The sequence below is a fragment of the Ruegeria sp. H7 genome, assembly GCF_056532945.1.
This window is the reverse complement of sequence record NZ_JBQFNZ010000006.1, coordinates 150,391-162,999: the sequence shown is the minus strand read 5'-3', so window position 1 is coordinate 162,999 and position 12,609 is coordinate 150,391. Positions and strand designations below refer to the sequence as shown.

Genomic DNA, 12,609 nt, shown 5'->3' with positions numbered 1-12,609 from the left:
AAACTTACATGCAAGTGCCTATGGAGGCGATCATCTATGTCGCCATCTTTGTGGGGGTTCTCGCCTTGGTCGAAGGCATCTATCTTGTCGCCTTCGGCAAGTCGATCAGCCTGAACAGCCGCGTCAACCGTCGCCTCGACATGCTGGAAAAAGGCGCCGGGCGCGAGCAGGTGCTGGAACAGCTGCGCAAGGAAATGCAACAGCATATGAAATCGCAGAGCATCCCTCTGTATTCATTGCTGGCAGACAAGGCGCAGAAGGCGGCCATCGCGTTCTCGCCCCGCCAACTGATCATGATCATGTGCCTTGTGTCAGTTGTGGCATTCATGGGGCTGAGCATCGGAACCGCCACTGAGATGGTTCTGCGCGTCGCCATCTCGATCGCGATTGGCGTTGGTGGCGTCTACGCCTGGGTCAACCACAAGGCCAAAAAGCGCATGGGAATGATCGAAGAGCAATTGCCTGACGCTGTTGAACTGATGGTACGCTCGCTGCGGGTTGGTAACCCGTTTGTGTCGACTATTCAGGTGGTTGCGAACGAAGTGCAGGACCCGCTAGGCACCGAATTTGGTGTCATCGCGGATGAATGCGCCTATGGTCGCGACGTGGGCGAAGCGCTGAAGGATATGGCCGAACGTCTGGATATGCAGGACTTGCGGTTCCTAGCGGTTGCCGTGGGTATCCAACAGCAATCCGGTGGCAACCTTGCTGAGATTTTGGCAGGCCTGGCCCAAGTCATTCGCGCCCGGTTCCGCCTATTCCGCCGCGTCAAGGCGATCACGGCCGAAGCACAATGGTCCGGTAAATTCCTGTCCGGCTTCCCAATCTTCTGTCTGGTTTTCGTTTTGGTAAAAGATCCCGGATACTACGACGAGGTTCTGGACCACCAGTGGTTCATCCCGGCCTGTTTCATCGTTGGTATCATGTTGACGCTGAACCTGATCGTCATGAAGATCATCACAAACATCAAGGTCTGAGGGCGATCCCATGGAGTTTCTGACAAAAATCAATGATTTGCTTACGGAGAACTTGGGAGAGTTTGGCCCTCTGATCGTGGTTGGAATTCTTGGCCTTGTCCTGATCGGTGTTGCTGTCTCGCTGATGATGAGCCAGCCCGAGGATCCGCTCAAAAAGCTTCAGCGCGCCAATGCGGCACCAAAGGCAACCAAGAAGGACAAGAAAGACAAGCTGCGGCACGGCAGCCAGAATGAGCAGCTTGAGAAATTCGCAACTTTCCTTGAGCCGAAGGACCAGGAAGAATACTCGGCCGTCCAGCTGAAACTGAGACAAGCAGGTTATCAGTCCAAGGACGCGGTTCGGTTTTTCCACTTTGCGCAGTTCGCCCTAGGGATCATTGGTATTGTTCTGGGCGTTCTGTTGATAACCGTGTTTTCCGGTGACCAGGAATTCACCACTCAGCAAATGGTCATCCGGGTGCTGTTGCCGGGCGGCGTGGGATACATGATCCCGAAATACTGGATCACGCGCCGGGTCGCCGAACGGCAAGAGGCAATCACGTCCGGGTTTCCTGATACACTCGACCTTATGCTGGTCTGTGTCGAAGCAGGGCAGTCCCTTGATCAGGCCATCGTGCGCGTCGCAAGTGAAATGAAATCCTCCTACCCCGACATCGCTCAGGAATTTGAGGTCGTCGCCTATGAGATGAAGGCCGGTAAGGACAAGGACACCGTTCTGCGGGACTTTGGAACCCGTTGCGGTGTGCAGGATGTCAGTTCATTTGTGACCGTGATGATCCAATCGGCAACATTTGGTACATCGATTGCCGAAGCTCTGCGGGTTTATGCCGGTGAAATGCGTGACAAACGGGTCATGCGGGCAGAAGAAGCCGCAAACAAGTTGCCTACGAAAATGACTCTGGTCACAATGATGCTGACGGTGCCGCCGCTGTTGATCATTCTGGTCGGCCCCTCGGCAAACGTGATTTCGAGCTTCGGTCGCTGATGGATCGCTTATGAAAACAAAACTCAGGTGTGTCCTGTCCCGGCTACGCCGATTGCTTCAAGCCACTGTGGTTATCGCCACGGTGGCTTCTTGCACTGAAGGCGGTCTGTCCAATGGGCTGGATGCGCCGGGCGTCGATCCCAAAGGCAAGTCGGTCGACCACATCACCGTTGGCAACCGGTTGATGGCAGCGGGTGAATACGAACTTGCGTTGGAGAGCTTTACCCGCGCCGCATTGGATCAGGGGATGACCCCGGAGGTCCTGACCTCGATGGGAACCGCCAATGTTGGGCTGCGTCGATTGGGTCAGGCGGAGCCCTTACTGCGGCAGGCGGTCGAGGATGATACGGACTGGCCCATCGCCTGGAACAATCTGGGTGTTCTGCTGATGGAATTGCAGGAATACCCCGAGGCCGCTCAGGTCTTTCAACGGGCCTTTGCGCTGGACAATGGCGAAAGTGACGCAATTCGCGACAATCTGCGCTTAGCACTCGCAAAAATGGAAAATCCTGTTAATAATACCCCCCAAGAACAAGAATATACGCTGGAGCAGCTTGGCGACGGGCAATTTACGCTACGCAAGATCCAGTAATCGAGGCAAGAGCAGTAAAGGACGCAAAAATGCGCCACCAATTCTTGATTCCATCCCTCATTCTCAGTGGGCTCATTCTAGCCGCTTGCGAAAAGGAAACTGCCGAAGAAAAGGTTGAACGCACGTTTCAGGAAGTGAACGTCATCGACGAAACCAACCTGAACGATGTTCTACTGAACGCGGCCGACCCGAATGAGGCGGTGACCTATTTCCACAACGCAGCCAGCAAAAGCCCCAACCGGATCGACCTTCAACGCGGTCTGGCCATTTCACTTGGGCGCGCCAAACGCACGACCGAAGCGGTATCGGCGTGGAAACGCGTGACGACCATGAAAGGGGCCAACAGCTCGGACAAGGTCGAGTACGCGGATGCGCTGGTCAGAAATGGTGATTGGGCGCAGGCGAAATCGGTTCTGGACACGGTTCCGCCAACCTATGAGACGTTCAAACGTTACCGGCTTGAGGCGGTCGTGGCCGATTCCAGAAAAGAATGGAAACGCGCAGACCATTTCTATGAAACTGCGGTTGGCCTGACCACGCGCCCGGGCAGCGTGATGAACAACTGGGGGTTCTCAAAACTCTCACGCGGGCAATACGCCGAGGCAGAGCGTTTGTTCACCGATGCGATCCGGCAAGACAGTTCGCTGTTTACCGCAAAGAACAATCTGGTTCTGGCCCGCTCTGCACAGGGAAATTACAGCCTGCCGGTTGTTCCCATGTCACAGATCGAACGGGCGCGCCTGTTGAACACTATGGGGATCTCGGCTGTGAAGCAGGGCGACGTGACCACAGCCAAGAACCTGTTCCGCGAGGCGATCTCGACCCATCCGCAGCATTTCGACGAAGCCGTCCGTTCGCTGCGCGCGCTTGAGGAATCCACCTAAATGGACATCCCTGTTCGGGCGGCGGTGTGGTTCCTGCCGTTCATTCTGCCGATCTGTTTCTATGTCGCCTTCACCGATATGCGTGAGATGCGGATCAAGAACCACGCCGTTGTGGCTTTGGCGCTGGTCTATGTGGTTGTCGGGCTGATCGCCCTGCCCCCGTGGGCGACCGGCACACTCAGCGGAAAGCTGGGGCCATTCCCCGTCGCTTTTCCGCCTTATGTCTGGCAATTGCTGCATCTTCCCGTGATCCTGATCGCCGGAATGGTCCTGAATGCCATCGGCGCTGTTGGCGCGGGTGACGCCAAGTTTCTGGCGGCGGCTGCACCGTTTGTCTGGGTTCAGGACTTGGGTGTCGTGCTTGCGATTTTGATGGCAACCGTTTTGGGTGCCGTAGTCACGCATCGGCTGGCCCGCCACACCCGCTTGCGCGCAATCGCGCCGCATTGGGAAAGCTGGGACCGGGGCAAAAAGTTCCCGATGGGCCTTGCCCTTGCCGGAGCTTTGGCGATGTATTTGATTCTGGGCACTGTTTACGGTTCGTAAACTATCATCACCGCGCCATGTCGCTGCCTTGGTCCCGCCATAAAGCTGGGCCAGATTTCCCACAAGTCGCCCGTTTGCGGGCATTTGTGTGATTTTTTGGATGGACGAGCGTCGCTCATGAATATGCAAGCTTCCTCTGTTATGGCCCCTCCTGCCCCCAAAGGTTTGGGGGAGATGCAGCTCCCGCTGGTGATGATGCGGGACATTCTGCTGAAAACGATCTTCCGTAAGAACGCCAGCACTGTGTCCGAAGTTGCCGAGGCGGTCTGCCTGCCCGGTTCGGTCACGCAGGAACTGATCGACATCGCGCGCGAACAGAAACTGATCGAAGCGACAGGCACCCTGAACGCCAATAGCGGCAATGAAATGGGCTATCAGCTGACCGATGCAGGCAAGGCCCGCGCATTGGACGCGCTTAGCCAGTCTGAATATTTTGGCGCGATGCCGGTGCCGCTGGACGTTTATCGCGAGCAGGTCAAGCGCCAGTCGATCCGCAACATTCAGGTCACGCGTGAGCAATTGGTCGGTGCCATGGGCCATCTGGTCCTGCCCGATAGCCTGTTGGACCATCTTGGTCCGGCGGTCAGTGCGGGCCGCTCGATCCTGATGTATGGCCCTCCGGGCAATGGTAAATCCTCGATTTCGAACGGTATCCGCGATGCTTTGGGCGACAATGTTTATGTGCCCTATGCCATCGAATATGCCGGTCAGGTAATCACCGTCTATGACCCGATCGTGCACACCGCGATCGAGCAGGAAGCCGACGACCCCAACAGCCTGCGCCGCCGCAAACGGTTCGACTCGCGCTATGTGCAATGCGAACGCCCCACCGTTGTAACGGGTGGTGAACTGTCGCTGTCCATGCTGGATCTGGTCTACAACCCCACCGCGCGGACCTATCAGGCCCCGTTGCAGTTGAAATCGACCGGCGGCATCTTCATCGTGGACGACCTTGGCCGTCAGGCGGAACCGCCGCAGGCGCTGGTCAACCGCTGGATTGTTCCGCTGGAAGAGAACAAGGATATTCTGGGCTTGCAATCGGGTGAAAAGTTCGAGGTGCCGTTTGACACGTTGGTCATCTTCTCGACCAACTTCCACCCGAACGAGATTTTCGACCAAGCCGCCCTGCGCCGGATCTTTTTCAAGATCAAAATCGACGGCCCGAACCAGGAGAACTTCCTGAAAATCTTTGCCATGGTGGCCCGCAAACGCGGCATGCCGCTGGATGAGGCCGCTCTGGTCCACCTGTTGAAGGTCAAATACCCGACCATCGACAATATCTATGCGAACTATCAGCCGATCTTCCTGATCGATCAGATGATCTCGATCTGCGAATTCGAGGGCATCCCTTATCAGATGAGCCCAGACCTGATCGACCGCGCCTGGGCCAACATGTTCGTCAAGGACGAGAAAATCGTCAAATAACGCCGTGCCATTCCGGCACGAGGGCGGTTAATCTGCGCCTATGACGCAGATTCCCGCCCGGATCACCGATTGGTTTTCGGCCAAAGGCTGGTCCATCCACCCCCATCAGCAAGACATGTTCGACCGGGCGCGTGATCCGGCCACGCTGCTGACCGCCCCCACCGGGGGCGGCAAGACAATGGCCGGGTTTCTGCCGTCTCTGGCTGAACTGGCCGAGGGCGCACATAGCGGGTTACACACGATCTATGTCTCACCGCTGAAAGCCTTGGCGGCAGATATCAAACGCAACCTTCGCACGCCGGTGGATGAGATTGGCCTGCCCATCCGCATCGAAGACCGGACCGGCGATACATCCGCGACGCAAAAGAAACGTCAGCGCGCTGACCCTCCGCATATTCTACTGACAACGCCCGAAAGCCTTGCCCTGCTGACCTCTTACGAGGACGCTCCGCGCATGTTTGATGGGGTGCAGAGGGTGATCGTGGATGAAATCCATGCCCTTGCCGAAAGCAAGCGCGGGGATCAGTTGATGCTGGCGCTGGCACGGTTGCAAACCCTCTGCCCCGATCTGCGCCGCGTCGGCCTGTCGGCGACGGTCGAAGACCCCGAAGGGATCGCCCGCTTTCTGGCGCGGCACCCGGACCCGTGCCGGATCATACAGGCCGACCCCGGCCCTGACCCCGACATCGCGATGCTGGCAACCGAGGAAATGCCCCCGTGGTCGGGTGGCGGCGCGGCTTATGCGATCCCGGCAGTGCTGGAGCAGGTCCGGCGGCACAAGACCACGCTGATCTTTCACAATACCCGCGCGCAGGCCGAGATTTTCTTTCACAATCTGTGGCTTGCCAATGACGAAGGGCTGCCCATCGGCATTCATCACGGCAGTCTGGACCGTCAACAGCGTGAACGGGTCGAGGCCGCCATGGTGCGTGGTGATCTGCGGGCCATCGTCTGCACCGGCTCTTTGGATCTGGGCATCGACTGGGGGGATGTCGATCTGGTCATCCAGATCGGTGCGCCCAAGAACGTGAAGCGATTGGTGCAGCGGATCGGGCGGGCGAACCATCGCTACAACGCGCCGTCCAAGGCCCTTTTGGTGCCTGCCAACCGGTTTGAAGTGGTGGAATGCGTCGCCGCGCTAGAGGCTGCAAAAGCGCATGAACTGGATGGCGAGCCACGCGGCGCAGGCCCCCGAGATGTGCTCTGCCAGCATATCCTGATTGCGGCGGCGGCGGGGCCGTTCGAGGCTGACGCACTGTTCACGGAAATGACCTCAGCCGGGCCTTTTGCCGATCTGACCCGTCCGGAATTCGACGCGTGTCTGGAGTTCTGCGCAACCGGTGGCTATGCCCTGCGCGCCTATGACCGCTGGCAGCGGCTGCTGCAGCGTCCCGATGGGCTGTGGCAGTTGCGCGACCCCCGCGCCGCCGCGCGCATCCGTATGAACCTTGGGACGATTCAGGACACCGACACCCTGAAAGTGAGCCTGAAACGCAACCGCGGCGGCAAGCCACTGGGCGAGGTCGAGGAAGGCTTTGCCGCCTCGCTCACGCCCGGAGACACCTTCCTGATCGGCGGCCAGATCGTGCGCTATGAGGGCCTGCGCGAGATGGTGGTCGAGGTCAGCCGTCGGGCCGACAAAAAGCCCAAGATCGCCACTTTCATGGGGACGAAATTCGCCACCTCAACCCAGCTGAGCGACCGTATTCTGCGTATGTTCGCCCAACCCGACTGGCCGCAACTGCCCCGCCACACCGCCGACTGGCTGGCCCTGCAGCGGGACATGTCCCGCCTGCCCCAGCGCAACCGCCTGCTGATCGAAAGCTTTCCCAGCGACGGGCGCGAGCATCTGTGCGTCTACGGCTTTGCCGGGCGCAATGCGCAGCAAACGCTCGGCCTGTTGTTGACCAAACGGATGGAGGAGACGGGTCTGGCCCCCCTTGGCTTTGTCGCCACGGATTATGCCACCCTGATCTGGGGTCTGGACGCGGTCACGGACCCCAGCCCGCTGTTCCGTCTGGACGCGCTGCGGCAGGGGTTGGACACGTGGCTGGCGGGAAATGCCGTCATGAAACGGACCTTCCGCGCCTCGGCCACAATCGCCGGTCTGATCGAGCGCAACACGGGCGGGCAACGCAAAAGCGGGCGGCAGGCGACGTTTTCATCGGACATCCTGTATGACACGCTGCTGAAATACGACCCGGACCACCTGTTGATGCAAATCACCCGCGAAGAAGCCATGCGCGGTCTGGTCGATTTTGGCCGGATCGAAGCGATGATCGCGCGTATCGGCGACCGGATTGATCTGATGCGCCTTGATCGGGTTTCACCGCTGGCAGCACCGCTGTTTCTGGAAGTCGGCAAAATCCCGGTCAAAGGCGCGGCCGAGGAACGCTTGCTGGCAGAGGAAAGCGCCCGCCTGCTGGAAGCCGCCGGGCTGGACAATCTGTAAAATACCTTGCGTGCAACACTGAAACATATAATGAACTTACCATGAACAAACTGGGATTTTCCTTTTGCAGCGCGGATCTTTTTGCCCTGCCCTCCGGCGCGCTCTGGTGGCCGGGGCAGAGCATGCTCTGCGTCTCGGACCTGCATCTGGGCAAGTCCGAGCGGATAGCGCGGCGCAGTGGTTTAACCCTTCCGCCTTATGACAGCCGTGAAACGCTGGATCGGTTGTCGGCGGACCTTGACCGGACAGGGGTTGAGGTCGTGGTTTGTCTGGGTGACAGCTTTGACGATCTCGACGCCTCAAGCGCTTTGGCGGCGGATGAAAAGCTGCGAATAGCGGCGCTGCAAGCTGGACGACGTTGGATTTGGATCGAAGGCAATCACGATCCGGGACCGATCGAGCTGGGCGGCGCACATTTGTCTGAATGGACCTGCGGGCCGCTTGTCTTTCGCCACATCGCACAACCCGACGCAACAGGCGAGGTTTCAGGGCATTTTCACCCCAAAGCGCGTTTGACGCTCAGGGGCAGGTCGATTTCCCGGCCTGCCTTTCTGCTGGACCACGCCCGGCTGATCCTGCCAGCCTACGGAACCTATACCGGCGGGCTGCGCAGCACAGACGATGTTCTGACGACGCTATTGGGACCTAGGGCCAAGGCCATTCTGACCGGCCCAACCCCTCAGATGGTGCCGATGCCACGTTAGGCTCAGATCAGCCCGTCCTCTTCCAGCATTGGCTTGTACTTGCGGCTGACAGGCACGAGATCGCCATTGACCAGTCGCAGGAAGGTTTTGCCCTCGGCCTTCTCGACACCCATGATCGACGCGTCCGTAACCCAATGCGAGCGATGCGAGCAATGGCCCGGTACAGGCTCCATTTCATCGATGGCGTCTGTCAGTCGGGACCGAATTGTGAACGTCCCCTCAGAGGTGACGACATCCACGTTGTGGTCCTTCACGGTCAGGCGGAAAATCTTGCCTTCGAACCCGGCGGGCAACCGTCGGACCAGTCGCGGCTGGACAGGTTTTTCTTCGACCTCCCGCGTATGCAGATCACCGCGGCGGACCAGCACAAGACCTGCGGCGAACAGGATGCCGTAGACGGCGACCGCATGCGCCTCGGGCGCCATCTTGCCGATACAGGTGAAACACACCCAGGCCAGCAACCACAACATCGGCGTCAGCAAAGCCAGCATCACGGTGGCAAAAGCAAGATCACGCCACGGCAGTTTGACCAGCACCAATTTGTCACGCAGCAGTTTCCGGGCAGTCCATGTCGCGCTGAGCGCGATGATCATCACACCGACCCAGAACACAAGGCGCAGACCGAACGGCAATTCCCCGTCCATGAAGGGCGGAAACACATAAGCCAGCAATGGTAGAAAAACGAGCGCCGCGACGATGCGCTGAGGGCTTAGAACAGTTCTGATCTCACTGACTTCGATATTCATACGTATTCCGAGCGCAATTTCCCGCGTCACACAAACACTTGCCCGGAAAACTGCGGTCTTACTTAGTAACCACTTGGAATATCGGACATATCACGAAATCGAATACAAGCAAACCCATTCAAAGAAATGCCCTGCCCCCGGATATAGGGGACAGGGCATCTTGAATATTCCGGGTTATGGCACAGGGTGCACCCGCGCCAGCAGGGTCAAGCGGTCAGACCTTCGGGTTCCGGCAGACCGTTGGCACGACAGCACGCGGTCAGTGTGTTGGCCAGGAGGCAGGCAATGGTCATCGGACCGACGCCCCCCGGAACCGGAGTGATCGCGCCTGCGCGCTCAGCCGCGCTGGCATAATCCACGTCACCCACAAGTTTGTTCTTGCCGTCACGTTCGATGCGGTTAATGCCCACGTCGATCACGGTGGCCCCTTCCTTGATCCAGTCGCCCGGCACCATCTCGGGGCGGCCCACGGCGGCCACGACGATATCGGCGCGGCGGACCACATCCGGCAGGTCCTTGGTGCGAGAATGCGCGATGGTCACGGTGCAGCTATCGCCCAGCAGCAGTTGCGCCATCGGTTTGCCCACGATGTTCGACCGCCCGATCACAACCGCATCCATCCCGGACAGCGAGCCATGGTGGTCGCGCAGCATCATCAGACAGCCCAGTGGCGTGCAGGGCACCATCGACTTCTGACCGGTCCCCAGCAGACCCACATTCGAGATGTGGAAGCCATCCACATCTTTGGCCGGGTCGATCGAGTTGATCACCAGGTCTTCGTTCAGATGCCCCGGCAGCGGCAGTTGCACCAGAATGCCGTGCACCGCCGGATCATTGTTCAGCCTGTCGATCAGCGCCAGCAGATCCTCTTCCGAAGTGTCGGCCTCCAGCTTGTGCTCGTACGAGTTCATGCCGACCTCGACAGTCATCTTGCCCTTGGACCGCACATAGACCTGGCTTGCCGGGTCCTCGCCCACCAGCACCACCGCCAGACCGGGCGTGATGCCGTTTTCCTCTTTCAGCTTTGCGACCTGATCGGCGACCTGAGCGCGCACCTTAGCGGCAAAAGCCTTCCCGTCGATAACCTGGGCTACCATCCTGTGATCCCTTCTTTCAAAACGGATCGGGCGCAGGAAGCGCCCGGTTTCTCAGTCAGGGCCGAGCACGCGCTCTTCCCGCGCGATCGACCAGTCAATCAAAATGCGCCACAGCTTTTCGGCCAAATCCGGGTCCATGCCCAATTCGTCAGAGCTTGCGCGCACGCGCTGCACCACCTCTTCAACACGATCCGGGATACGGGCCGGCAGGCCCTCGGCCGGTTTCAACTGGGATGCGCGGTCGATATAGCCCGCGCGCGTCACCAGCAATTCGATCAGTTGGCGATCCAGCTTGTCGATCTGAACCCGCAACTCCGGCATCGAGTGACAGTCTTGCGGCAGTGTCAGAATGGACATTTTAATCTCCTGTGGTCCGGGGATACCCCCGAACCACGAGATGTATCATTCAGGCGCTTAGAACAAGCCCTCGATCTGGCCTTCGTCGTTGAGGCGAATCGTCTCAGCCGCGGGTTTGCGGGGCAGGCCGGGCATGGTCATGATCTCACCGCAGACAACCACGATGAAGCCCGCACCGGCGCTTAGCCGCACCTCGCGCACCGGAACCGAGTGGCCGGTAGGCGCGCCCCGCAGGGTCGGGTCGGTCGAGAACGAATACTGGGTTTTCGCCATGCAGACCGGGAGGTTGCCATAGCCCGCGTCTTCCCATTCGCGCAGCTGATTGCGGATCTTGTTGTCGGCCAGAACCTCGTCAGCGCGGTAGATGCGCTTGGCGATGGTTTCGATCTTTTCGAACAGCGGCATCTCGTCAGGATAGATCGGCGCGAAGTTCGCGGTGCCGCCCTCGACGATTTCGACCACTTTCTCGGCCAGCGGAGCCGAGCCTTCGGACCCCAGTTCCCAGTGACGTGACAGAACCGCCTCGACCCCGTGATCGCCGCAATAGTCTTTCACGGCCTTTACTTCGGCATCGGTGTCGGTGACAAAGTGGTTGATGGCGACCACAACCGGAACACCGAACGATTTCACGTTTTCGATGTGACGGCCCAGGTTGGCGCAGCCCGATTTCACGGCATCAACATTCTCGGCACCCAGATCAGCCTTGGCCACGCCGCCGTTCATCTTCATCGCGCGCACGGTGGCAACCAGCACCACAGCCGACGGAGCGATGCCCGCTTTGCGGCACTTGATGTTCATGAACTTCTCGGCACCCAGATCGGCCCCGAAACCCGCTTCGGTCACGACATAGTCTGCGACTTTCAGAGCGGTCTTGGTCGCGATGACCGAGTTACAGCCGTGTGCGATGTTCGCGAACGGGCCACCGTGGACAAAGGCCGGGTTGTTTTCCAGCGTCTGCACCAGGTTCGGCTGCATTGCGTCCTTCAGCAGCACGGTCATTGCGCCCTCGGCCTTGATATCGCGGCAGTAGACCGGGGTCTTGTCGCGGCGGTAGGCGACGATGATGTCACCCAGACGCTTTTCCAGATCCTTCAGGTCGTTTGCCAGACACAGGATCGCCATAACCTCAGAGGCCACGGTAATATCAAAACCGGCCTCACGCGGGAAACCGTTGCTGACGCCGCCCAGAGACGCCGTGATCTGACGCAGGGCACGGTCGTTCATGTCGACCACGCGACGCCATGCAACGCGACGGGTGTCGATCTCGGCCTCGTTACCCCAATAGATGTGGTTGTCGATCATCGCCGACAGCAGGCTGTGCGCGCTGGTGATCGCGTGGAAGTCGCCGGTGAAGTGCAGGTTCATTTCCTCCATCGGAACAACCTGCGCATACCCGCCACCTGCAGCGCCGCCCTTCATGCCGAAGTTCGGGCCGAGCGAGGCCTCACGGATACAGATCATCGCGTTCTTGCCGATGCGGTTCAGACCGTCACCCAGCCCCACAGTGGTCGTGGTCTTACCCTCACCTGCCGGGGTTGGGTTGATCGCGGTTACAAGGATCAGCTTGCCGTCTTCACGGTCCTGCACCGAGTTGATGAAGTCCTGGCTGACTTTCGCCTTGTCGTGGCCATAGGGCAGCAGATCGGCGGAATCGATGCCGATCTTGGCGCCGATTTCCTGAATCGGCTTCTTGTTCGCTTCGCGGGCGATTTCGATGTCGGATTTGTAGCTCATTGGCCAGGGTCCCTGATTGAATGCCTTGCAAAACCGACGCAGCGCGTCGGCGCTGTGCAACCCATACAGTCGTACACAATTCCGATGGCTATGGATTCCGACATATTCAT

12 protein-coding genes are annotated in these 12,609 nt (G+C 59.1%); 8 read left to right on the top strand and 4 right to left on the bottom strand.

Annotated elements, in window-relative coordinates:
• Nucleotides 1-8: 8 nt before the first annotated feature.
• The 8 genes from ACR0AC_RS14195 to pdeM all read left to right on the top strand — a co-directional run bounded on the left by ACR0AC_RS14195 (nucleotide 9) and on the right by pdeM (nucleotide 8,565).
• Nucleotides 9-977 carry a type II secretion system F family protein gene (locus ACR0AC_RS14195; RefSeq protein WP_170454263.1) on the top strand — a complete coding sequence of 323 codons (969 nt, stop codon included), beginning with the start codon at nucleotides 9-11 and terminating at the stop codon, nucleotides 975-977.
• A 10-nt stretch (nucleotides 978-987) separates the two neighbouring features.
• Nucleotides 988-1,962 (top strand): type II secretion system F family protein, encoded by a 975-nt coding sequence (locus ACR0AC_RS14190; RefSeq protein WP_170454265.1) that lies wholly within the window; start codon nucleotides 988-990, stop codon nucleotides 1,960-1,962.
• Nucleotides 1,963-1,972: 10 nt separating this feature from the next.
• Nucleotides 1,973-2,554, top strand: coding sequence for a tetratricopeptide repeat protein (locus tag ACR0AC_RS14185; protein ID WP_170454267.1), 582 nt, complete (start codon nucleotides 1,973-1,975; stop codon nucleotides 2,552-2,554).
• 29 nt (nucleotides 2,555-2,583) lie between these two features.
• Complete coding sequence (locus ACR0AC_RS14180; RefSeq protein ID WP_170454269.1) at nucleotides 2,584-3,438, top strand: tetratricopeptide repeat protein; 855 nt, start codon at nucleotides 2,584-2,586, stop codon at nucleotides 3,436-3,438.
• Nucleotides 3,439-3,984 (top strand): prepilin peptidase, encoded by a 546-nt coding sequence (locus tag ACR0AC_RS14175; RefSeq protein ID WP_170454271.1) that lies wholly within the window; start codon nucleotides 3,439-3,441, stop codon nucleotides 3,982-3,984.
• A 117-nt stretch (nucleotides 3,985-4,101) separates the two neighbouring features.
• Nucleotides 4,102-5,409 carry an ATPase gene (locus tag ACR0AC_RS14170; protein WP_170454273.1) on the top strand — a complete coding sequence of 436 codons (1,308 nt, stop codon included), beginning with the start codon at nucleotides 4,102-4,104 and terminating at the stop codon, nucleotides 5,407-5,409.
• Nucleotides 5,410-5,449: 40 nt separating this feature from the next.
• Nucleotides 5,450-7,861, top strand: a complete 2,412-nt coding sequence (locus ACR0AC_RS14165) for a ligase-associated DNA damage response DEXH box helicase (protein ID WP_480874210.1) — start codon at nucleotides 5,450-5,452, stop codon at nucleotides 7,859-7,861.
• A 41-nt stretch (nucleotides 7,862-7,902) separates the two neighbouring features.
• Nucleotides 7,903-8,565, top strand: a complete 663-nt coding sequence (pdeM, locus tag ACR0AC_RS14160; protein ID WP_480874207.1) for a ligase-associated DNA damage response endonuclease PdeM — start codon at nucleotides 7,903-7,905, stop codon at nucleotides 8,563-8,565.
• A gap of 2 nt (nucleotides 8,566-8,567) precedes the next feature.
• Here the strand turns inward: pdeM and ACR0AC_RS14155 are convergent, their stop codons facing one another.
• From ACR0AC_RS14155 to ACR0AC_RS14140, 4 genes are all read right to left on the bottom strand, one after another.
• On the bottom strand, nucleotides 8,568-9,311 hold the full coding sequence (locus tag ACR0AC_RS14155; RefSeq protein WP_170520564.1) for a LytTR family DNA-binding domain-containing protein: 744 nt from the start codon (nucleotides 9,309-9,311) through the stop codon (nucleotides 8,568-8,570).
• A gap of 206 nt (nucleotides 9,312-9,517) precedes the next feature.
• Nucleotides 9,518-10,408, bottom strand: a complete 891-nt coding sequence (folD, locus tag ACR0AC_RS14150) for a bifunctional methylenetetrahydrofolate dehydrogenase/methenyltetrahydrofolate cyclohydrolase FolD (protein ID WP_170454281.1) — start codon at nucleotides 10,406-10,408, stop codon at nucleotides 9,518-9,520.
• A gap of 51 nt (nucleotides 10,409-10,459) precedes the next feature.
• The gene (locus ACR0AC_RS14145) at nucleotides 10,460-10,765 is read right to left on the bottom strand and encodes a chorismate mutase (RefSeq protein WP_170454283.1); all 306 of its coding nucleotides are present in this window, start codon (nucleotides 10,763-10,765) and stop codon (nucleotides 10,460-10,462) included.
• A 57-nt stretch (nucleotides 10,766-10,822) separates the two neighbouring features.
• Nucleotides 10,823-12,499 carry a formate--tetrahydrofolate ligase gene (locus tag ACR0AC_RS14140; protein ID WP_170623747.1) on the bottom strand — a complete coding sequence of 559 codons (1,677 nt, stop codon included), beginning with the start codon at nucleotides 12,497-12,499 and terminating at the stop codon, nucleotides 10,823-10,825.
• Between the last annotated feature and the right edge of the window lie 110 nt (nucleotides 12,500-12,609).